Origin of the sequence: Planococcus shenhongbingii (assembly GCF_030413635.1) — a bacterium.
In the GTDB taxonomy this organism is placed as follows: Bacteria; Bacillota; Bacilli; order Bacillales_A; family Planococcaceae; genus Planococcus; species Planococcus shenhongbingii.
Genome location: NZ_CP129235.1, coordinates 2,987,271 through 3,010,359, shown reverse-complemented (window position 1 = coordinate 3,010,359; position 23,089 = coordinate 2,987,271). Strand labels below are relative to the sequence as shown.

The following is a 23,089-nucleotide window of genomic DNA, read 5'->3' as shown; positions in this document are numbered from 1 at the left end:
TTTTTATTTACCTATGATAAACTTATTTTTAGGTAATAAATAGAATATTTCAACTTTTAAAGGCAAATTTAAACGACTATAGTGGATTGACTTGGTTTATTCAAAAGGAGCGGATGATAATATGCAGACAAGCAGAATGGCTCAGATTGAACAGCAAGCTTTAAAGCGGTACCTGGAATTTGATAAAGCGAAGAAAAACACGGAAGCAAATGGAGGTGCGGCCTCCCGGATGATGTCGCGCAGCAGTATCATCAATATACATGATAACTTGGCAATGGAACGGATCATCAACCATAGCGATTTGTTCCCGATTGCGCATTTGCAAGTTGGATTGAATGTCAGTAAAGCGGTTTGCCGCCTGTCAAGCCGGAACCGGAGCGGACAGATTGAAAGCTACGGCACAGGATTTCTTGTCGCGCCTTCACTCCTGCTGACGAATCATCATGTGCTGCATACATATGAAGCCGCCCAGTATGCTGTTGCGGAATTTAATTACGAAGACGATGTCAATTTTCTGCCGAAGGAAATCGTTTCGTTCCGGCTGGATCCGGACAAACTGTTCATCACGGATGAAGAACTCGATTTTACGTTAGTGGCAGTTCACGATATAGATGCAGAAGGTGTTAAGCTTTCCGATTTCGGCTATTTGCCGCTGCTTCCACAGCCGGGAAAAATTCTGGAAGGGGAATATGTCAGCATCATCCAGCATCCGAAAGGCGGACCGAAAGCAGTTACCATTCGGGAAAACGAAGTCAAGTTCATTTCTTCTGACTATGTGCATTATGTCAGTGACACGGAGCCGGGTTCATCCGGTTCGCCTGTTTTCAATGATCAGTGGGTAGTGGTCGCGCTTCACCATGCCGGCATCCCGCATCCTGAAGACGATTCAAAATGGATTGCCAACGAAGGCATACGCATCAGTTCCATTGTCCGGCATCTCACTCAGCATCAGGCAAGTGCAGTAGATGCAAACGGCCGTCAGCTATTGGACCAATTATTACTCGATCCGGGTGCCATTGCTGCGCCAATGGAAATAGGAGCTCTTGAAGCGCAGTGGTACAGCGGTGTTGCCGGTTATAATCCGGCGTTTTTGGGACAAGGTTTTGAAATCCCGCTGCCGATATTGAGTGATGAACACCAAAGTGATATTGCTGAAACGGCTGATGGCAAAAAGGTCCTTGATTATACGCATTTTTCCATCGTCATGAGCAAATCAAGAAAGCTTGCTTATTATAGTGCGGTGAATATTGACGGCAGCCAACTTGTTGAAGTAAAGAGGGAAAATGACAAATGGTATTTCGATCCCCGGATTCCAGAAGAATATCAGACTGGGCCGGAAGTCTATAAAAACAACGATATTGACCGAGGGCATTTGACAAGAAGGCAAGACCCGAATTGGGGCATCGACGCTGTACAGGCGAATGAACATACGTTCCACTTTACTAACTGTTCTCCGCAGCACAAAAACTTCAATCAGAAAATCTGGCTTAGCCTGGAAGATTACCTGCTTGAAAATGCAGGTGAGCACGGCTTGAAAGTGACGGTCTTTACCGGACCGGTATTTCGTGACAGCGATGTCGTGTACCGGGGCTGCCAAATTCCGGAGGAGTTCTGGAAAGTAGCGGTAATGAAGAAAGAAGACAATTCGTTGTCGGTCACCGCCTATTTACAGTCGCAGGAGAATTTAATCGGTGATCTGGAATTTGTTTATGGCGGGTTCCAGACGTATCAAGTGGCTGTTGCGGAAATAGAACAATTGACAGGCCTTGATTTCGGTGAGCTGCGGAATTACGATCCGCTTGCGGCAAGTACCGTGAGAATGGTAATTGCGAGCCGGGAAGATCTTCAGTTATGACCGGTATATAAAATTCGCCGGCCGGGGATTGCCCGTCGGCGTTTTTTGATAAAGGAATACAAAATGTTAGTGGATTTAGGAACGTCGATAGGAAGTTTGAAAACACCGATAGGGATTCGAAAAACGTCGATAGGAATCGGAGAAACACCGATAAGAATCTGGAAAACGTCGTTAGAAGATGTTCGAAACGGCAATAGAGGATTTGAGTCAGTTGCTTTTTGCCTCTGCAAAAAGCGCTTTGGGTCTTGGAAGCCCTTCGCCTTGGCGAAGGGCTTTTCCATTCGGTCTTTTGAACTTTAGTTTAGGAACCGCCTTTTGAAAGAACACGGATAGAAAGCTGAAAAACATCGATAGCAATCTTGGAAAAACTGATAGAAACCGAAAAAACGTCGTTAGAACTTGCGGAAAACATCGATAAAAGTATCCGCCAAGGTGAAATGTAAAAAATACCCCGCCTGCGGACTGGCCGCAAGCAGGGATATTTTATTTACTCAAAAGCCTTTCCTTTTGCTTTCGCATGTTCAGGCAGCTTGTCGCGTTTAGAAGCATCTCCCAAAGAATAGGCAGCTATCGTTCCGGAAACTTCATGCGCTGCAAGAAGCAGTTCCTGGCCGGTCGGACTTTCCGTTGCCGGGATGAACGTCAAGCCTTCCGGTGCCACATCGCCGTTTTCTGTTGTTACATCTCCGCCGTTAAATACGCGGCTTGAGAAATACGTGCTGAATTTTGGCTTCGTCGGCTTCGTTAAATCATAGACCATGATACCGCCTTGGCGCTCAAGCCCAATAAAGGCATAAGGAGTGCCGTCGACTTCGCCGGTTATGACGCTTTCAGGTTCAGGGCCTTTATCGTCGCTGCGGTTGTCCAATTTATCTTCGTCATTTGTGCTGTTGAAATAATCCGGATAAACTTTAGCAGTGATTTGTTCAAAGTCATCGCCGCTGTCATATGCGAGTTCCATCGACTCCGCATGCCAGACGGAGAACGAACGGCCGCCAAAACCATAGATCGCCTCGTACTTGCCTTGGTCATTTTTTGGCTGGGAAATCGAAGTCGTCAATCGGCCTAATTGATTTTCCTCGAACAAGCCGTTTCTCACAAGACGGTCGAGCTGGTTTTGGTTATAGCCTTTATACAAGTCGGCATTCAGCTGATAGTCTCCTGCCACATCAGCAACACGGGTTTCTTCAGAAAAACCTTTCCAGTCCTGGACATCGCCTTCGTTGGCAGAGAGGATATAAGTGTTTCCGCCGGATTCAAATGTTGTAATGCCGTCCGGCTGGAACATTGACAGCACCGGCCAGTTGCGGATATCAATGGCATCGTCTTTATTCGATGCATCAAGTTTATTGTTTTGGACGGAAAAATCTTTATGGCCGAGGCTCTGGACGGAAACAAATTCTTTCGTTTCAAGATCCAGCTTGGCAATGGCGTTGTTTTCCTGCAGCGCGACATAAGCGTATTTGCCGTCTTTGTCCACTGTAATGTACTCCGGTTCTAGATCTTCAGCATAGGTGCTTTCGGGATGCACTTTCCGGACGCCGTCTTCAATGATGTTCTCGGTAAACCGCGCTGTCGTTACATGTCTTTCATTAATATCTTCAATGGACGATGTAACATCAATGATGCTGACGGAACCTTCCGGATTGACGGTGTAATCATCGCTCGGCTCGCCTTCATTGGCAACCAGCAGTTGACTGCCATCCGGGGTAAACGCCAGCATATCCGGCAAAGCACCGACTCGGACGTTGCTGAGCGGCTCTCCGTCTATGGACATGAAAACAATGTGCCCGTCATCGGTTTTGTCGGCAGCTGGAACCGAAACGGCAATATAGTCGCCGCCAGGATGAATGGCGACGCTGGTCAGATCGGAAGCTTCAACGCCAAAGTCACTCAATGGCACCCGTTTCAATAAAGGAATATCGGCAGTTGAATCTTTTTTCAAGCCGGACAAATCGATGATATCGATTGCACGTTCAGCACCATTTACAGAAAAAGCACGGAAAGTCTTTGCGTCATATGCAACAATCTCCGTCCCACCTTCATCAATTTGGGCCCCGCTTGTGTAGCGGCCAAGCTTTTTTACTGTCAGGCCCGTATTGCCTTTTTTGTAATACTCCAGTCCTTTTGGTGTCTCGATGGCAGCAGTGGCGATTGGTGACTGGAATAATCCCAGCGACAATACGCCGACAGCCGCTGCAGGAATCAATTTTTTCATCGTTTTCATATGTATATCCTCCCATTCGTTTTCAGTTCTTCCTTAAGTGTAATTGCGCATTATGAAGAAAGGATTGCGAAAGTGTAAGAAGATTGTAAAAATTCCGCCTTGCAAGTCCTTTGAAAAATCTTTAATCTTATGTTTAATAAGTCTTAAGGAGTGGATCTCATGGCGTTCCGACCGAAACAAGGCAAGCTTTTTGCCAATCATAGTGGCAAAGCAGAAATACTCAATAACAGTGTGGAAAGTTCGCTTGATGGCACCTATAATGTCAAATCGTTTGGTGCCGAAGGGGACGGTATCTCAGATGATTGGCAGCCTCTCCAGGAAGCGATTGATTTTATTTACCAGCATCCTGGCGGCGGGGCGCTGTTTTTTCCGTCGGGCTTGTACCGGATCAGCCAGCCGATCGAAGTGCCGGAAGTGGATTCGGAAAATACGGTTTCCTTGATCGGCCATAGTCTCCAGTCGACGGTGATTGCGCCTTCAGCACCAATGGATTATCTGGTGCGGATGCGCGGAGGCGGCGGAGCCATTCAAGGCATCAAGTTCCGCGGAACCGATCCGATGAACGGTTACGCCCAGTATGCGAAAGTCTGCATGCTGGCGACAGATATCCGGGACAAGGCGTTTTCGAACGCAGCTTTTGTATGGGGAGCGGTCCACGGGCTTCAAATTACAGGAGATGGCAATAATAACTTGTGCGTATTCGACCGGCTGTGCGTCTTTTCACAGAATGGCACAGTTATCAAAGGGACGGATGGAAGCGGCAAAGCTGACAAAGTGAAGTTCCGCCATTTTAATCCCGAAGCGAACGACGTCCATGTTGGCGCATATTTGAAAATTGGCAGCGGAGAAGGTTCGGTCTATCATATTGATGCTGTGGCATCAGACAGCATTACCATATCTCCTGATTTGAAGTATCCGTTTGAGCCGGGCATGGAATACGCCATCCATATCGGCTGCGGGCTTCAGACCGACCGCGGCAGCGACAATAATGTCTACGGCATTTACGATTGCCATTTTGTCGGCAACGCCGGGGCTGGGCTCATGGTGCGCGGATTATACGGCCATCACATCCAAGGAGGCAATTTCGATTCAAACGGCATCGCTGGAATCCATATTGGCTCTGGCATGATCAATACGACGCCTGCTTATTCCAATACGATCAATCATGCTTATTTTGAGTCGAATGGCTATGCCAACGTCATTTTGGATTATCCGTCCGGCCTTACCATTACGGAACCGCTGCTCGCCGAACCGGTGGATGGGACAGCAGGGGATATCGCATCGATTACTTCTTTGCGGCGATATTATTTCGACTATGATACGACAAGCATCTCATATAATGGGCGGCAATATCAGTATGTGGCAGAAACGGACTGCCACGCGCCTTATTCAATGGATGGAATTTCTCAAGTGGCGGTTGACCGGCCAGCTGGCGCTAAGAGTCCGGCAATCATCGAGCTGCCGCCTGCACCGATGCATCAATTCGGAGAAAAGCTCGAGATATTTGTTGAAGACAGCGGCGGCCAGCCGGTGCATTTGGTGTGTGAACATGCCCGGGTCAACAAACAGCCCGGAAATCGGGGAGTATTGGTTCCGGCTGGAATCGGGTTTGTGATTACGGTGTATTATAATAGAAGAAATTCTTCGTGGATGGTGTCGCATACGATGCCTGTCAACTAGTTGGAAAAACACAAGATGCTTGATAGAGAAACAATCTGCTTTTCCCAATAAGGGAAGAAAAGCAGGTTGTTTTATTATTGAGATAGATAGATTGAAAAGAAAAATTTGCTGGGAAATGGTATTAAAAAACAGATAGCTTGTTTTTTACGTTTTTTATCAAGAAAAGAGGTAATATAGAAAGTATGTTTTATTAATAATTTATTGGCTTGAGTAAAAAGAAAACAAAATCCTTTGTATAGCAGCCCTTGGCAACAAGTTCCAGAGGATAGAAACGGAGTGATTCAGCAATGAAAAAACAAACTTGGTTGAGAACAGCCGGACTGGCCAGTGCAGCAGCGGCATTAACATTAGCAGTTGCGCCAATTGGAGAAGGGTTTCCTATGAATGGGATAACTCATGCGGAAGCAGCATCCCTTGCCTATCAAACAGCAGAAAACTTGAATCTGCGCACAGGTGCTTCAGCGGAACATGATGTGGTGACCATCATTCCAAAAGGCGAGCAGGTACAATTACTTTCTAAAAGCGGTTCTTGGTACGAAGTCCGGTATGGTACAGAAACAGGATTTGTAAATTCAGCATTTTTAAAAAAAGCTGAAGAACTTGAACCCGTTCTTAAGACGTATGCGGCACTAGAGAATTTGAATTTGCGTGAAGGCGCTCGAACGGAGTCCGGCATCATCACCGAAATTCCAAAAGGCGAAACAGTAACCTACCTATCAAAAACCGGAAAATGGTTTGAAGTTTCCTATGGCATACATACAGGTTATGTCAACGCTGATTTTCTTACAGATGACCCGGTAAAAGACATGGGAAATTATCCAGCTCCTTCAACGGACACGCCGGGAACTTATATCGACGGCATCCTAGTCATCAATAAAGAAAACGCTTTGCCGTCCGATTACAATCCGGGTGTTATTCCGGAAGCAGAGCAAGCCGTTGCTGACATGACAGCTAATGCGAAAAAGCAGGGGATAGAGATCCGGACAGTCAGTGCATTCCGATCGTTCTCTTACCAGGCCGGATTGTACGATAATTATGTAAATCAACACGGTTCTGCTAAAGCAGACACGATCAGCGCAAAAGCAGGGCATTCAGAACATCAGGCTGGACTGGCATTCGATTTTGGAGGCACGTCCAATACCGGATTAAACAAGTCGTTCGCTGATACGCAAGAAGGCCAGTGGCTGGCAGCCAATGCCCATAAATACGGTTTCATCCTGCGCTACCTGGAAGGCAAAGAACACATCACCGGCTACCAGTTCGAGCCATGGCATTTCCGTTATTTAGGGTCGGAACAGGCGGAGAAAGTGAAACACAGCGGCAAGACGCTGGAAGAGTATTTGAACATAACTGAGAAATAATGTAGAAGAAAAGCAAAAGCCGCATTCGAATACAGCACCCGTTTGGTTTATCCGATTCAAGTGGGCAAAATCAGTACTTGAAACCGCTTTATAGCAGTAGTAAAAAGTGAAAACCGGAACGATGCCTGAAAGCGGCTCGTTCCGGTTTTTGGTAAGATCTATTATAGTAAATTCTATTAAAAACGTTTGAAGCTATAGAATTTTGGACCCCAATAAACATCATTCAAGCTTTTGACTTCAGCTTTTGAGCCGCCGGAGTGCACGAATTGATTGTTTCCGATGTAAATGCCCACATGAGAAATTCCGGCACGGTAAGTGTTCGCAAAAAATACCAAGTCTCCAGGTTTTGGAGAACTAACCTTTGTCGTTTCTGCAAATTGCGTCAAAGTCGTACGGGAAACGGAAATGCCGTGTTGCTTGTAGACATATTGGATAAATCCGGAGCAGTCAAATCCAGCCGTGGTGGTTCCGCCAAAGCGGTAAGGAATCCCTTTAAGAGATAAGGCAGTGGAAATGATGGCCGAAGGAGAAACACTGAATGAAGCTTTGCTGACTGTAGCAGCTTTTGCTGCTGTTGTTTTCGTAAGCAATGCTCCGGAAATCCAGCCGGTTTTTCCGTTAGCTGTAGTTTTGAACCAAGTAAGGTTTCCGACTTTTTTAGAAGAAGTTGCTTTGACAATTGAACCCTTTTTGGCCGATGTCACGATTTTGTAGCCAGTGCCTGCGTTTGCCCGGACATTCGAGTTGTAGTTTACTTTATATGACCCTGAAACTGCAGTGACTTTAGATGAAGCTTTTACAGGAGCTTTAGCAGCGGCTGTTGTTTTCGTAAGCAGCGCTCCGGAAATCCAGCCGGTTTTGCCATTCGCCTTTATTTTAAACCAAGTGGTGCTGCCGACTTTCTTGGAAGAAGTCGCTTTGACTGTTGAACCTTTCTTAGCTGACGTTACAATCTTGTAGCCGGTGCCTGCATTTGCGCGGACGTTTGAATTATAATTTACTTTGTATGAACCTGAAACAGCGGTTGCTTTAGAGGAAGCTTTAACGGGCGCTTTCGACTTAACAGAAGCTTTAGCTGCAACAGTAGTTTTGGTCAGTAATGCTCCGGAAATCCAACCGATTTTTCCGTTAGCTGTTATTTTAAACCAAGTAGTGCTGCCAACTTTTTTCGAAGAAGTCGCTTTGACCGTGGAGCCTTTTTTAGCTAGCGTTACGACTTTATGGTTGGTTCCGGCGTTCGCCCGGACGTTTGAATTGTATTTTACTTTATACGCGCTGGATACGGAGGTGGCTGCTTTTGAAGCAGTAGAAGCTTTAGCAGTAGAAGTTTTTGGGGAAAGTAATGTGCTTAAGACCCAGCCGTGTTTACCGTTTACTTTTACTTTGTACCAAACCTGGCTGCCAACTTTTTTCTGATGAGTTGCAGTTGCAGAAGCTCCTTTTTTAGCGACAGTCAGGACTTTGCTTTTTGTTCCTGCATTTAATCGGAGATTGGTATTGTATTTAAACTTGTAAGATCCCGATTTAGCTGTTGCAGAACTTGAAGCAACTTGTTCTACTTCTGGTGAAGATTCACCTGAATCAATGGCGAAGTGGTTTTGAAACGGTGGTAAAGAATAGGCAGATTCATTAATCGAAGAATTTAATCCTTTAATGTTTAAAGTGTTTTCCGAATGGGTATTATTAGGTAAGCTAGATAATAATAAAGCACTAGCTGAAATTAAAGTTAACACTTTTTTTCTCATTATTATTCCCCTATCTCTGTATTAATTTCCAGTATTTAATAATTTTCTCTATCTCTTTGTCAACTATATGGAAGTTTTGCTAATATAACAATGTCATTCTCTTTGCAGTACTGTTACATTTATGTAACAGTTATGTTTTTGTGCCTAATTTCAAGCGTTATTTATTTTCACTTAAGTGTCTTTTGGTTTAATTTATTTTCTGCTTAATAGGTCTATTTGTTATCTGTTAAGTCTTTAGTCACTAACTATCTAAGCTAATAGTTTGAAAAATTGAATTTTTATAAATAAAAAAGCCATGCGTTTGCGTGGCTTTTTTTGTATTTATACACCAACTGAATAATATTTAAAGGAGATTCTTATTTATAAGAATTCTGAATAATGAAATATTTATATAGTTTTACTGGCATTTTTGAGGTAAACTATAACCAAGAAAGTTTTTAAAACTAAAGGGGTGACAACGTGAAAAAACTCATGACTCCTATTGCGATTGTCTTGGCTCTGTTCTTGTTAGTATCGTCTGTACAGGCTGCACCAGATCTGCCCAAAAACCACCGGTATTACGAAGAGATTCAATATTTAATGAAAAAAGGGGTTATAAACGAAGAAAGTGACGGTAAAGTTCGTCCGAACGCTGCGATAACAAGAGCTGAAGTAGCAGTAATGATTGGGCGCTTAAAAGGATTGGATGGAAAAAAGAGAGACACAAAGTTTAAAGACGTGAAGAAAAGCCATTATGCCAGTGGATATATAGCAGCAGTCGACAAAGCTGGTTATTTGAAAGGCTATAAAGATGGCACATACCGGCCAAATCAGACTATTAACAGGGGAGATGCCGCTCTTATAATTGCGCGCGTCTTCGACCTTGCATTCACTTTTAATAATGAGTTTAAAGATGTGCGATCAGATACGGCGTTGTCTGAGGCAATTGCGAAAGTGCTTGCAGCTAACATAACGATTGGTTATCCAGATAATACTTTCCGTCCTAAAGCAAAGGTGACCCGCGGGGAATTTGCTGCTTTCATCGCAAGGGGATTGGAACCGAAATTCAAAAATGATGCAGTGATCAAAAACTCTTACCAGAAAGATAAAACAAAGACTTACACCTACGCCCGTCCTGATGGCTCGACAGAAGTCCATCGCTTTGTCAATGTACCAAAGCGGGATGGATTGACCTTTGGTTTTATGTGGACAGTAAAAGTCGGCAATGACGTATACGAATATATGGAGTTTGAGAATTATAAACTGTTTGCTTTCGCTTATCCTTATTCGGAATATGATCAGGCGCTAGCCTATCCGGTTAAAGTCGGCCAGAAATTTAATACAGGCTTAGGCGATGAAACGCTCATCAACACCATTACCGGTGTAAACAAAACTGTCAAAACACGCTACAAAACATTTACCAACGCTACAGAAGTGACCACAAAGACTGGATTTAAGTACTATATGGCGCCAGGATTCGCGACCATAAAATCCATCGATGAAAGAGGGCGCGTTGTTTTTGAACTGACAAGTGTTAAATAAGAATTGAATAGGTACGAGCATCCATGCTCTGCAATGGATGCTTTTTTATCGTGTTTTTACAAAAATGGAAATGAAGAGCTCCCCTAATTGAGGTTTCTCATTGTTCCTTTGCAGGATTTCAAGATGCTCTGGCGAAAAAGTATCAAAAGCAATGGAAAGCGGGTGGCAGGATGGTTGGAAAACAAGATTTAATCTTGGTGCTGGAGGAATACGAAGATGCCTTCCGGATTCGGCTGCTTGATAAGAGAGGTTTTCTTTACAGTGAAAATCAGTTTAAAGGAATGCCAGCGGTCATGGAAGTCCGTGTGCTAGTCAGCACATTGACGCACATATTCGGCAACTTCAACCGGGTCACTTACAGCAGGAATTTTAACGTGGTATGGGACCATCCTGCGCGGCCGGACTCGTTCGGCAAATTTACGGCTGAGCTGTTCGCCACGCATAATAGAGACGGCTGGGAAGGCTTCAGTGCCTTTTTGGAGCGGCAGGAACAGGAGCGGCACAGAAATCCGACAAAGGATTTGCCTTTTTAAAGAGTTTATTCAAAACGAAGATGTATTTCGTTAACTTAAAAAAACTGCGTACTGTTTCTTATTAGGAAGCAGTACGCAGTCTTTTTTGTAATGGCGGTAAAATGTGATTTCAGTCTTATGGGACTAAGCTCTTTAACACAGGTACTTTCTTCATCGCTAGGACAATCAAAGCGCTTATTAAAACGGTAATAAATACTCGGTAAGGTATGGCAATGGCTGAATGAGTATCAAGCCATAATCCAGGGAAATAATCTGCAATAAATTTAAGCACCATCATATGCACTAGATAGATGCCGAAACTGGTTGTGTTTATGAAATGCGGTAATGAAGGAAGCTGCTTTGAATTTATATAATGGCTGTGCTTGAATAGCACGAACAACCCGATGCTTGCTAATACTACGTTTGGCGAATGGTAGCCATACCAAAAAGATTGGAAAGATCCATTCGCTTCGGCTGTTGAAATAAAAGTAAGGAAGAAAGTAAAAAGTAAACCGATAGCCAAACCGGCATATAAAAATCTGCGCAATACCAAAGGAAGTTCATAAGTGAATAAATAATAGCCTAATATATAATAGCCGACATAGTCAGTTACAAAAAACAGTTCCATATTAAACGTAATATCGACTAGATGCTCTAAAACACGTGATATAACGGATGCATAAAACCAAAGGACAAGAAAATAAGTTAAATCCTTTTGCGTAGCATTTTTCAGCATCAGTTTAATCAATGGGCTAACTAAAGTAAGTCCTAGAAGCATGTAGATAAACCAGAAATGGACGGAAATGCCGTTATTTAAAAACCTTTGAATAAATAGAATCGGATTAAGTTCTACCCGCCCCTGAATAAAATAGAAACCGAAATACAATATGCTTCAGCCGAGCAAAGGGATGAAAATTTTGCTGATCCGTTTTTTTAAGAAAGATTTGTAAGTATACTCACGCTTGTCGCTCAAAATTAAGGCTCCGCTAATCATGACAAATATGGGGACACACCATCTGGTAAAAGACTCAAAGAAATTGGCGGTTAACCAAGAAGATTTGCCGTCATAATAATTAGCCGTAATAAAAATTGCAGAAATATGTATAGTCACTACAGCAATAGTTGCTAAAACCCGCAACCAGTCAAAAAACAAAAAGCGTCTCAAAGCTTTTACCTACTCTCTATTCGTACTAAAAATTATAATTTTAAAAACAATACGAAACTCTGTAATTATTCTATAGTAATAAAAAGTTGTCAACTATTGCTTTTCATTTATGGATTGCTGCTTATCCAATATTAAATACTTAGAGAGGAAAATTTCATGCTTTTTCGAAGGGGATTGTGGAACTGTATGACAGCAGCTGCTTTGCTGTAAGAGGTCTTTTATTCATCACTAGAGAATAAAAGAAAGAGTAATATTTTAAAGTAGATTTAAAGCGCTTAACATTTATTTAACCTTTTATTGTTATCGTTAAGCAAGATGAATAGGTTTATGAAAGAGAGGGAACATAGATGGCATTTGGATTTATGAAAGAAAAACAGACTCTCGCAACAGCAAATAGATTGAAGAAAATGGCAGATGAAGTGACCTTCAGTGAACGACCCGACAAAACTTTCAACGTCAAAGCATTTGGAGCCAAAGGAGACGATGAAGCAGATGACTGGCGAGCACTCCAGCAGGCGATTGCCTTTGCTTATAATGCCAAAGGAGGGGGCACGCTATTTTTTCCGCCGGGCTTGTACCGCATCAGCAAACCGCTTGAAGTGCCGGTGATCAAAGAGGAAAAAGCGGTATCGTGGGTCGGCTACAGCGATAAGACGACGGTGATTGCACCTTCTGCTCCGATGGATTATCTGGTGCGGATGCGGGGCGGGGATGGGCATATAAAAGGATTGACGTTCAGAGGCACCGACCCTTTAAATGGGTCTGCCCAATATGCGAAAGTCTGCATGCTGGCGACCGGTATCCTCAATAAAACCTTTTCGAATGTTTCTTTTACGTGGGCGAAAGTCCATGGACTGCAGATTACAGAAGAAGGCAATAACAATCTCTGTGTCTTTGACCAGTCGTGTAAATTCGAACAAAATGGAACGGTGGTTACCGGAAGTGATGGCAGTGGTTCGGGAGATCGTGTGACTTTTTCAAAATTCGAACCGGAAGCAGGCAATGTCCATGTCGGCGCTTACCTGAAAATCGGCAGTGGCGAAGGTTCGGTTTATCATATCAATGCTGTCAGCGCGAAAGGGATAACGGTATCGCCAGCATTAAGGAGTCCACTCCGCTCAGGAACCGAGTACAAAATACATATCGGCTCGGGACTGCAAACAGACAGGGGCAGCGACAACAATGTATACGGCATCCACGATTGCCATTTTGTCGGCAACGCAGGGGCTGGGCTCGTTGTGCGTGGTCTTTATGGCCATAATGTGCAAGGCGGAAATTTTGATGCAAACGGAATCGCAGGTATCCATATTGGTTCGGGCATGATCAACACAACGCCGTCTTATTCGAATACAATCAACCATGCTTATTTTGAAGCGAACGGCTATGCCAATGTCATCCTCGATTATCCTTCGGGACTCAGCATTATCGAACCGCTGCTCGCTAAACCAGTTGACGGAACAGCAGGCGGGGTCGCTTCTATTGCCTCTTTGCGCGGCCAAGTATTCGATTATGAAACAACCAGCGTCCTTCATAACGGCCGGATGTATAATTTCGTCAATGAATCAACGCGAAACTTTGCATCGAATTCTTTGGAAACTTCAAAAATCACCATCAATCAGTCGGCCAGCCTGCTGGGGAACGCCGTTATCAATCTGCCTGAACCGCCAAAACACCACTTTAAAGAAGAACTGGAAATCTACGTCGAGAACAGCGGCGGACAACCGGTGCAGGTGCTTTGCGATTTTGCAAAAGTGAATAACAAAGCGGGAAGAGTCGGCGTACAGGCACCGGCAGGGATGGGGTATAAGATTACCGCGTATTATAGTAGAAGCCTGGATAGTTGGATGGTGTCTCATACGGTGCCGATGGTTTAGTAAATTGGCAGTTTTCTTCATAAGGAATTTAGAAGAGAAGATTATTAAATAGCGTCTTAAAATTTGTCTTAATAACTTAAAAATCTGCATGACTCTAATTAGAGGTCCAGTAAAGTATCATGTTATAATTAACATAGAAAGTGTGCATGATTTTCGGTAATGCATTTACAAATCTAAAAAATAATAAACTATATAACGAGGCGTTAAAAATGTGGGGATTAATTATAAGCGGCATTACATTCATTGTAGCTATGACTTTTTCTTTAGCTAAAGCTAGTTCGCGTAGAGAAGTTATTAGTATACAGCATAGAGAGGAAATACTGGCTAGGGGGAAGGAAAAGGAAGAAAATGGTCATAAAACCAGTGACGTTCAAAAATTTAACCAGACGAAAGTGATTTCTAACAAAAAAGACCTGCTATCTTCAAAAAAAAAATGAAGATAAAAGGTCTTTTTGTCTTTAATCAAGTGATCAATCAACTCAAAATGTATTTTTGTAATTTTTTAAATAATCAGTTACTTGTTATGGTCATTATGATAAAATGATTATATGCATAAAAAATTAGTATAAAAGTAATTATCTTATCATCAAAACAACTATTTAATTGAAAAGTCTACACATACTTTTTTACTAGCACTTATTATTTGAGTTAAGTGTGCATTGATTAATCCATGAAGGCTGCCTTTTATGAAAGCAATTTGGTTCCTGTAAAGTGAAAGTAATCCTGTAATAAAAACCAAGGAGGTCATTTGGTGAAGAAAAAAGTGACAAAAGCAATCATTCCTGCCGCTGGTTTAGGTACCCGGTTTCTTCCGGCGACAAAAGCGATGCCAAAAGAAATGCTTCCTATTTTAAATAAACCGACTATTCAATATATAGTAGAAGAGGCGGTTGAATCGGGAATAGAAGACATACTTATTGTAACTGGCAAAGGGAAAAGGGCGATTGAAGACCACTTTGATAATAATTTCGAACTGGAAGATAATTTGTTGAGAAAAGAAAAATACCATTTGCTTGAAGAAGTAAGGGCATCTTCGAAAGTGGAAATTCATTATATTCGCCAAAAAGAAGCGAAAGGTCTCGGACATGCTATATGGTGTGCGCGGAAGTTTATTGGCAATGAACCTTTTGCGGTATTGTTGGGAGATGATATCGTTCAAGCGGAAAAGCCATGCTTGAAGCAGCTTATTGAACAATATGATGAATCTCAAGCTTCAATCATCGGTGTCCAGCAAGTAGCTGAAGAAGACACGCAGCGTTATGGAATAATAGATCCCTATTCAAAAAAGGGAAGGAGCTATCAAGTTAAAAACTTTGTAGAAAAACCGAAGCAAGGAACGGCCCCTTCTACATTGGCGATTCTTGGACGCTATATTCTAACCCCAGAAATCTTTCCGTTTCTCGGCCAACATAATGTTGGAAAAGGTGGAGAAATTCAATTGACTGATGCCATTCAACAATTGAATGGTATCCAAGACGTTTTTGCCTATGAGTTTGAAGGCAAACGTTATGATGTGGGTGAAATGATTGGATTTATTCGCACAACAATGGAATTTGCATTAAATAATCAAGAATTTGGTCCAGAAGTTGAGGCCATGATGGCTGAACTTTTATTAGAAAAAAAGATTTTATCTCTAAATCTTGAAATTTAGAATAAAATATTGAATTACTATACATGGCATGGAGAGATAAATAAGAATGTAAGTAACTGAAAGCGAAATGTCCTTAGAATCATTTCTAAGGACATTTCGCTTTGTTACTGCAGAAGCAAGTAACAAAAGTACAGTGCAAGAATCATTCAGAATACTGCGGCGCTATTAAAAAGTTTTCCCATGAGTTAGCTTAATGCTATGAGATTTAAATGATGCTACAATATTAACGCTTGCAAAAAAAACAATAGGAGATTCACAGTCTAACAGTCGGTTCTATATAATGCATGAAGACTTATCAGGTAATCAGAAGCAGTTTAAATAAACAACCTGCTCATTAAAGCAGAACCATAAAAGTAACAATAGTGGTAAAGGGAGAGAATTTAAAGTACAAAGTTAATTATATAAATTGAACTAAAGAATTATCCTTTACTATACCGCTTCGACGGTTTTGGGTAAGGCAAAGACTTGTGCTCCTGAGCAAGCTCCTCTCATCGCTTCATCTTGCCCCTGAACCGCCGGCGCTGAATAAGCTTCTAAAAGAGAGAGGGTCATTCAGAGAACTTTTCGATGATTGCTTCCTTCGATATGCAGCCAACCAGCGTAGGTACTTGCGGCAAGCGGAGTTATTATGAATAGATTTCTATAGCGATTCCCAGCTGAAAAGAAAAATGCTATAATCGGTGCCAGGGAAAAACTTCAATCAGATTTAAATGATCAGTAAATTTCCCGCTTGGAAAAGCGGAACAAAACAACAACACAAAGAAAAGGAAATAGATGCCATGTCTTTACATAAAATGCTTTCATGGACTTTGGTGGCTCTTTGGATGGCCCTGATCTTCTCTTTGTCCCATCAGCCGGCTTCGCAGTCCAGTGAAATGAGTTCAGACATCACAGAGGCGATTTTGTCGGCAGTTGAAAAAGCGGTTCCGGATTTAGAGGGAAATATGGATTCGGCTGAACATATCGTCCGAAAAAATGCCCATTTCATCATTTATTTGATACTGGGTGCATTAACGGTGAATGCACTGAGAACAAGCGGGACTCGCCACAATCGACGAACAGTTTTTGCTATAGGAATATGTGTTCTATATGCCATGTCAGATGAATTTCATCAGCTCTATGTACCGGGGAGAAGCGGAGAATTGCGCGATGTATGGATCGATAGTTCGGGTGCAGCTGCCGGAGTTTTCCTGTATATGTTTGCTGAAAAAGCACTGAATCGAAACATAGAAAAAGCGTTTAAAGCAAAAGAAATAGAAAACTGAACTGAGCTTCTTCCATAAAGGAAGAAGCTTTTTCATTTGTGTAAAGTATTGTGTTCAGAAAAACATAGAAGAGAGGTCAAAAGTATTAAAGTGGCAGCGTATAGTATTAACCACCTTGCAATTATGATATTATTCAGATAATTAAAAAGGAGGAATCAAAGCAATGGCAAAAACTCATGAGTTTCCTGAAGACCGTGTGCATTTTACCTGGGCCAAAGACCCGGAGCCGGTGTTGACGATTCAAAGCGAAGATACGGTTCTGTTTAAAACACAGGAAGTGGCAGACAATCAATTCAACAAAAATTCTACTTCTGAAGATATTGCCGGCTTGGATTTGGGGCGGGTGTATCTGCTGGCCGGCCCTGTAGAAGTTGAAGGGGCGGAGCCGGGAGATGCACTGGAAGTGGAGATTGTCGATTCAAAGCCGGGAGGTTGGGGCTGGACTGCCATCCTTCCGGCGCTTGGGTTGTTGCCGGAGGATTTTCCCAATGCTTATTTAAAGACGTTTGATTTATCAAACGGGGAGTTTATTCATTTTAATGAGCGCATTAAAATCCCGATTACACCTTTTCTAGGGACAATGGGTGTCAGCCCCAAAGAAGCGCATGGCCAGGCTATCATGCCGCCGGGGATATTTGGCGGCAACCTTGACCCCCGCCAGCTAACTGTCAGCACAAAACTTTACTTGCCTGTGCAAGTGAGCGGTGCCTTGTTTAGCTGCGGTGATGCGCATGCAGCGCAAGGGGACGGCGAAGTATGTGTGTCAGCGTTTGAATGCCCTATGACGGCAACCTTGAAATTCAGGCTCATTAAAGGGAAAAGAATATCGGCTCCGCAATTTTTGACCAAAGGGGCATTGACACCGAAAGTGAATCATAAAGGATTTTACAAGACTACGGGGGTGGTGCCGGGTTTGATGAAATGCGCTCAAGATGCAGTTCGGGCAATGGTGAATCACTTGTCTGAGAGTTATGGAATGGAGGCGAAAGATGCGTATTTGCTTTCAAAACTTTGCGTCGACTTGAAAATTTCCGAAATTATAGATGCCGAACAATATGTAGTCAGCGCTGTATTGCCGCTTGCGGTATTTGATGAAGAGACTAAGTGAGAAGGATGGCAAGGGTTAATTTTGAGTAACCAGGGGTAATACTATTAAAGATGCAAAAGGAGGAAGGGCGGCTTTTGAATACCAGATTGGTGATTGTTTTGTTATGGGTATTGAGTATTGTCATCGCCACTTGTACCAGCGATGCAAGGGCTTTTCTGTTCGATCAGGAAGTGGATTTTCGTTTTGATTTGACGCCGAATTTTTCCGAGCTTCTCCGGCTGGATGATATCAGCTTTAGCGATAGTTTTTACCTGACTCAAAAAACTGGCCACTTTCTGTCTTTCGCTTTGTTGTATGTTCTTGTTTTGAACTGGTTGAAAAAAAGTGAGGTGGCTTTTGTTATAACCGCGGCATTCGCTGTTTTCACAGAAATTTTGCAGCTGTTTTTTGAAAGGGACGGCAGGTTTTTTGATATGGGTGTTGATTTATTAGGAATTCTCCTGGCATACAGTGTTCTGAAAATCATCGCCAATGTAGACAAGGCAGCGGCAAAAGATTCATATTAAATGATATTCCTGTAATAAAAGAATGAAGTGATTAATGTGAGGGAAAATGTCATTATTAGTTATTTTAAAATGGAAAGTGAAGTTTACCAAGCTTTGTCGGAGCTGAAGCAATCCAGTACGTTCTAATGAAGAATTTACGCTGTCTCAAGTGGCCGTCATAAAAAATCAAAATGCAAGAGATGGATTCGATACAGGCAAGCGGACGTATGACGCAGGCAAGGCACAAGAAGAATCGAGTCTTATTACAGCTATTTCTTTACGGATGAAAGACGAAGCTGTCGCAATCATCGCCATCGATATCCAAGAAGAAGTAGAGCATGCAGGTGAAGTGGAAAGCGATCTCCGAGAACGGGCAAAAAAGCTTTAAAAAGCGCTTTTCTTCCACAGACTGATAAATAAACTGCAGTAAAAATGTAAAAGATAGGACCATCTGCTTCAATGTAAAAATTGAAGCCGGTGGTTTTTCATATATAAGGCTATTGTAATAAATAACGGAATTTTAAATGTGGAAAATTACAAAAATTTAGAAAATATCTTATTGAAAGTCTGTAGAAATCGGTGTAAGGTAATAGGTATAACTGGGTGACTAATTTAAATACTAGAAATAATAAAAGAATCTGTAGTCCTAATGAGGTTAAAAACTGCTGAAACGGGCTGCATGATACCTATTGCAGGAATGAGGGGTCAGGTACATGGATATATTTTTCGAAGAGAATTACGGGAAACTATACGAGGAAATTGAGAATGGCAAATGCGAAGTTTACACTTTCAACCATCCGCTTGGCATTGTGAAGCATCTATTTATTAAACGGGAAGTTCCAATCCAAATTGGCAGCGAAACCTATTACGATATTGTCACCCCTTATGGCTACGGAGGACCTGTCATCATAGAAGGGGAAGACGCCAATAAGGCGGAGTTGGTCCAGGAATTCAAAAAAGCGTTCCAGCAATATTGTAGTGAGCAGAATATCATTTCTGAATTTGTCCGGTTCCATCCGGTTCTTAATAATGCCAAGGATTTCACTGATTGCTACGAGGTCACTTTCACACGCAAGACTGTTGGCACGAATCTGGGAGATCATGATGACCCGGTGCAAGCGGAGTTTTCAAAATCTACGCGAAAAAATATCCGCCATGCCATGCGTATTGGGGTAGATTACCGAATCACGGTGAATCCGGAAAATCTGGATTTATTTAAAGACATTTATCAAGATAACATGAAGCGAATCGGGGCAGATATGTATTATTACTTTGATGAATCGTATTTCGCCAAATGCCTTAAGTTTTTTGGAGAGAAAATAATACTGGTCGAAGCGCTTTATGAGGAAAAGGTAATCGGAGCGGAGTTGCATTTCTTCTATAATAATATTATACACACTCATTTATCGGGCACTTTAGCGGATTTCCATCATCTTTCTCCGGTATATGTCATGACGTACGGCATTGCCGTATGGGGTAAAGAAAATGGCGCTGAACTGATCCATGCAGGCGGCGGCACCACAAATAGCCCGGACGATACACTTTATTTGTTTAAGAAAAAGTTTGGCAAGAATACCGAATTTGATTTTTATGTCGGCCGCAAAGTGTGGAACGAATGCATCTACGACGAGTTATGTGCCGCTGCAAGAGTGGAAAAAGAAGTTGAATTCTTCCCGGCATACCGATCGAAGAAAGCAGAACAAGTCAGCGAAATTCAAAATGTTCAGGGATAGAAAAGAGCCATCCGCCATTCGAAGCGGATGGTTCTTTTAATGGACATATCTGTGAAATGCTTAACCGTTTCTAAAACCGTTATCCTCTGTACATCGGGAAATGGGAAGGATTTTCGATGCCTTCCCTACTGGCCTTAATATCAGACAGCATGCGGTAGGCTTCTGGGATCCTAATTTTTTTTCCAGTCAAGATATCCAGAGGTTCTGTTTTGGTAAATCCTCGTTTAAAACGGTAAAGGACATCTGTAGATGCCCCACCGAGATGCAACTCTTTCTTGCCATTCTCGACTCCCCAGCGGCAGCCTTCATGTAATATCAGACTGTTTCCCGCTAAGTGAAAGTATGCCGGGTCATTTGCAGACAAATGATAATGGAGATAATCTTTGTGATGAACAAATAATGCTGCAGAGATATTAATGCCTTCATGTTTGACGTATATAATGAACTGCTTTCCTTCCAAGAGATCAAAAGAGTTCCTTAGTAATTCTTCTGAGAATTGATAATACTCCGGTATATCATTTCTTTTTGCCATAATTTGATACAGGCGATGGAATTCATGAATGGTATTTCCTGTAAAATCATATTCGATTTCAACATTGTTTTTTAAAGCTCTCCGGACTTGCTGGCGGGTGGAGGATTTAAACTCATCCAAAAAATAATCGTTGACGGTCAAGTCGATATACATTGTTATCCCGCGGTTATCAATGCTGTAAATGTCTTTAAAATCCTCAATATTTTTCAGCCATGAATTAAAACGGATATACTCAGCTACAACATTATTCTGTTCACAATATGCTTGAAACTCCTGATCAAACAGTGCTGCAAGTTCCATTCTTTTTCCGGGCTGGCAATTGAGGATGATTGGACCGCTTTGTCCAAAAGGCGTAATGGCATCATAATAGATTGTTCCTCCAGCCTGAATGGGAATCGGCCTTAATACAAAAGAGTAAAAGATATGGCCGATATCATTTTTAACTTCAAAAACTGTACTTTCTCCTTGATCTTGGCTTTCATAAGCTCTGCCCCATTCCGGCATAAAAAAAACATCAGGCACCTCTACTTTAGACTTGACTGTCATGTGGTTTTCCTCCTTGTACCGATTCAATATTACTAGGTAAATTCTAGTGATGAATTGTTAAAAGTAAGTTAAAAAGGATGAGAGATAAAAAATTTGATAAATAGAGGTTTAATAAAAAAGAGTTCTCATTTTAATAGGAAGTTTAATCCTTATAAATAGATAAAATTAGGGATATAAATTTAAAAATTCAGATTATTGTATTGACTTGGCTTTTGATTACTGGTAAATTAGTATTAAATTCATTATTAAATGCAAATGATATTAACCCCATCCATCTCTATGTAGGTATTTAAGATTAATGGAAAAATGAAATTACAGGATTATTGCCATAAGGTTAATAATCGCTATTAATACTTACGTTAAATGGTTTGCCGAATCAATGAGGAGGTTGTCTATATGCAGAAGGCTGATATTAAAAAAGTATTAATTCTTGGGGGAAGCAATCAGATGGTGCAGATTGTAGAGACCGCAAAAAACATGGGGTTTTACACAATCGTGTCTGATCATGCGATAGGTGCTCCAGCCAAAAAATGCGCAGACAGTTCTCATGATATAAGCCCAGCAGATGTTTTAAGGTTAATGGAAATTGGTGAAGCCGAGAAATTGGATGGCATTATCGCTGTATTCGATGACGTAACTACCTGGAACGCCTTGGCGCTGTGCAAAAGATTGCGTGTTCCTTTCTATGCATCAAAAGAGCAGCTGGAAAGCTCTTCTACTATAGATAAATTTATGGATTACTGCAGAACTTTTAATATTTCAGTTATTGATGAAGCAACTCTTGCCGGAACAGTGGAAGAAATGAACGGAAAAGTATTGGAGTTTCCGGTTCTTCTCAATAGCTATACTGGAAAGCAAAGAGCCTATGCGACAATCTAAAAAGTGAATATAAGCTTTCATTCTCCTATTAAAGTAGAGAAAGCAAGAAAAATCCCCGATGAATTAAATTAATTCATCGGGGATTTTTTATATTGTCCTATTACTCAGCAAGGATATTGTCTCCGAAATATTTCTCGGAAATTTTAGCTAGAGTTCCATCGTTTAAATTTATCAGGATGCCGAACATCCGTCCAGCTTCAGATTGCCGCTTACTCCAATAAGCGGCTTGATGACAACAAAAGCCAACAGCCGCTCCCTGAATCCGTAGATTTTCAGGAGCGGCTGTTTTTTGTTTAATCTAAATCAATGAATTTGCAAAGGTCTTGCGTATACAGGAAAAAGCACTTAGAGGTTTTCGAAAGCCTTTACAGCTGCTTCCGCTACTTTCACATCATGTTCTACAGAGCTACCGCTTGCGCCTACAGCTCCAACTACTTTGCCGTCTTTCAGCAACGGAATGCCGCCGCCGAAAATAACGAGGCGTCCGCTATTGGTTGTGTTCAAGCCATAAAGTTCCGCTTTTGGAACTGTAGCTTCTTCCAGTTGGCTGGTCGACATTTTCAATGCGACAGAAGTCCAGGCTTTGTTTTGGGCGATGTCAATGCTGGCTAGCCAAGCATCATCCATACGGTGGACCGCGACCATGTTGCCGCCGTCATCCACTACAGAAATGACCATCGCTACTCCCAGGTTTGCCGCTTCTTGTTCAGCTGCCTCAATCAGTTTTTTCGCTGTTTCCAATGTTAGCTTTTCCATGTAAACCGCTCCTTTTGTCTTCATTATTTGTTTTACTCTTTCGAATTCCAAATAAAAAAGCCATCATAGCTATTGGATGACCCTATTCATTCTAACATACCTGATATAAAGAAATGGATGGATGGCTAGCATCAATAGATTTACCCCTATTAGGTTTCGGTTAAATTAATAAGGTTTTGATATTTCGCCGGCAG

The 23,089-nt window shown here is 42.1% G+C and carries 18 protein-coding genes and 1 pseudogene; 14 read left to right on the top strand and 5 right to left on the bottom strand.

Annotated features, from left to right (window positions below):
- Positions 1-121 precede the first annotated feature (121 nt).
- The gene (locus tag QWY16_RS14735) at positions 122-1,855 is read left to right on the top strand and encodes a DNA/RNA non-specific endonuclease (RefSeq protein WP_300989979.1); all 1,734 of its coding nucleotides are present in this window, start codon (positions 122-124) and stop codon (positions 1,853-1,855) included.
- Positions 1,856-2,342: 487 nt separating this feature from the next.
- Here the strand turns inward: QWY16_RS14735 and QWY16_RS14730 are convergent, their stop codons facing one another.
- Entirely contained in the window at positions 2,343-4,082 is a 1,740-nt protein-coding gene (locus QWY16_RS14730; protein ID WP_300989978.1) for a choice-of-anchor I family protein, read from the bottom strand.
- Positions 4,083-4,241: 159 nt separating this feature from the next.
- On the opposite strand from QWY16_RS14730, the gene QWY16_RS14725 reads away from it, so the two are divergent.
- Both QWY16_RS14725 and QWY16_RS14720 read left to right on the top strand, forming a co-directional pair.
- Complete coding sequence (locus QWY16_RS14725) at positions 4,242-5,762, top strand: glycosyl hydrolase family 28-related protein (RefSeq protein ID WP_300989977.1); 1,521 nt, start codon at positions 4,242-4,244, stop codon at positions 5,760-5,762.
- 287 nt (positions 5,763-6,049) lie between these two features.
- Entirely contained in the window at positions 6,050-7,123 is a 1,074-nt protein-coding gene (locus QWY16_RS14720) for a D-alanyl-D-alanine carboxypeptidase family protein (RefSeq protein ID WP_300989976.1), read from the top strand.
- A gap of 176 nt (positions 7,124-7,299) precedes the next feature.
- Here QWY16_RS14720 and QWY16_RS14715 read toward each other — a convergent pair whose 3' ends face one another.
- Positions 7,300-8,868 carry a C40 family peptidase gene (locus QWY16_RS14715; protein WP_300989975.1) on the bottom strand — a complete coding sequence of 523 codons (1,569 nt, stop codon included), beginning with the start codon at positions 8,866-8,868 and terminating at the stop codon, positions 7,300-7,302.
- A 459-nt stretch (positions 8,869-9,327) separates the two neighbouring features.
- On the opposite strand from QWY16_RS14715, the gene QWY16_RS14710 reads away from it, so the two are divergent.
- Together QWY16_RS14710 and QWY16_RS14705 are read left to right on the top strand one after the other, a co-directional pair.
- Positions 9,328-10,389: an S-layer homology domain-containing protein gene (locus tag QWY16_RS14710; RefSeq protein ID WP_300989974.1), complete on the top strand. Its 1,062-nt coding sequence runs from the start codon at positions 9,328-9,330 to the stop codon at positions 10,387-10,389.
- Between the two features lie 170 nt (positions 10,390-10,559).
- Positions 10,560-10,922, top strand: coding sequence for a hypothetical protein (locus QWY16_RS14705; protein WP_300989973.1), 363 nt, complete (start codon positions 10,560-10,562; stop codon positions 10,920-10,922).
- 115 nt (positions 10,923-11,037) lie between these two features.
- Here the strand turns inward: QWY16_RS14705 and QWY16_RS14700 are convergent.
- Positions 11,038-12,054: pseudogene (locus QWY16_RS14700) on the bottom strand (acyltransferase).
- Positions 12,055-12,413: 359 nt separating this feature from the next.
- On the opposite strand from QWY16_RS14700, the gene QWY16_RS14695 reads away from it, so the two are divergent.
- The 8 genes from QWY16_RS14695 to QWY16_RS14660 all read left to right on the top strand — a co-directional run bounded on the left by QWY16_RS14695 (position 12,414) and on the right by QWY16_RS14660 (position 20,182).
- Positions 12,414-13,940 carry a glycosyl hydrolase family 28-related protein gene (locus QWY16_RS14695; RefSeq protein ID WP_300989972.1) on the top strand — a complete coding sequence of 509 codons (1,527 nt, stop codon included), beginning with the start codon at positions 12,414-12,416 and terminating at the stop codon, positions 13,938-13,940.
- A gap of 146 nt (positions 13,941-14,086) precedes the next feature.
- Entirely contained in the window at positions 14,087-14,377 is a 291-nt protein-coding gene (locus tag QWY16_RS14690) for a hypothetical protein (protein WP_300989971.1), read from the top strand.
- A gap of 314 nt (positions 14,378-14,691) precedes the next feature.
- Positions 14,692-15,591 carry a UTP--glucose-1-phosphate uridylyltransferase GalU gene (gene galU / locus QWY16_RS14685; RefSeq protein WP_300989970.1) on the top strand — a complete coding sequence of 300 codons (900 nt, stop codon included), beginning with the start codon at positions 14,692-14,694 and terminating at the stop codon, positions 15,589-15,591.
- Positions 15,592-16,370: 779 nt separating this feature from the next.
- Complete coding sequence (locus tag QWY16_RS14680; protein ID WP_300989969.1) at positions 16,371-16,856, top strand: VanZ family protein; 486 nt, start codon at positions 16,371-16,373, stop codon at positions 16,854-16,856.
- 163 nt (positions 16,857-17,019) lie between these two features.
- Positions 17,020-17,964, top strand: a complete 945-nt coding sequence (locus tag QWY16_RS14675) for an acetamidase/formamidase family protein (RefSeq protein ID WP_300989968.1) — start codon at positions 17,020-17,022, stop codon at positions 17,962-17,964.
- Positions 17,965-18,038: 74 nt separating this feature from the next.
- A complete protein-coding gene (locus QWY16_RS14670) occupies positions 18,039-18,470 on the top strand; it encodes a VanZ family protein (RefSeq protein WP_300989967.1) in 432 nt (143 codons plus the stop codon).
- Positions 18,471-18,618: 148 nt separating this feature from the next.
- Positions 18,619-18,837, top strand: a complete 219-nt coding sequence (locus QWY16_RS14665) for a hypothetical protein (protein ID WP_300989966.1) — start codon at positions 18,619-18,621, stop codon at positions 18,835-18,837.
- A gap of 325 nt (positions 18,838-19,162) precedes the next feature.
- Entirely contained in the window at positions 19,163-20,182 is a 1,020-nt protein-coding gene (locus QWY16_RS14660) for a peptidoglycan bridge formation glycyltransferase FemA/FemB family protein (RefSeq protein ID WP_300989965.1), read from the top strand.
- Positions 20,183-20,261: 79 nt separating this feature from the next.
- On the opposite strand, the gene QWY16_RS14655 is transcribed toward QWY16_RS14660, so the two are convergent.
- Positions 20,262-21,260, bottom strand: coding sequence for a GNAT family N-acetyltransferase (locus tag QWY16_RS14655; protein WP_300989964.1), 999 nt, complete (start codon positions 21,258-21,260; stop codon positions 20,262-20,264).
- Between the two features lie 396 nt (positions 21,261-21,656).
- Here QWY16_RS14655 and QWY16_RS14650 point away from each other — a divergent pair, with 396 nt between their 5' ends.
- Positions 21,657-22,139 (top strand): hypothetical protein, encoded by a 483-nt coding sequence (locus tag QWY16_RS14650; RefSeq protein ID WP_300989963.1) that lies wholly within the window; start codon positions 21,657-21,659, stop codon positions 22,137-22,139.
- Between the two features lie 345 nt (positions 22,140-22,484).
- Here the strand turns inward: QWY16_RS14650 and QWY16_RS14645 are convergent, their stop codons facing one another.
- Positions 22,485-22,895: a GlcG/HbpS family heme-binding protein gene (locus tag QWY16_RS14645; RefSeq protein WP_300989962.1), complete on the bottom strand. Its 411-nt coding sequence runs from the start codon at positions 22,893-22,895 to the stop codon at positions 22,485-22,487.
- Between the last annotated feature and the right edge of the window lie 194 nt (positions 22,896-23,089).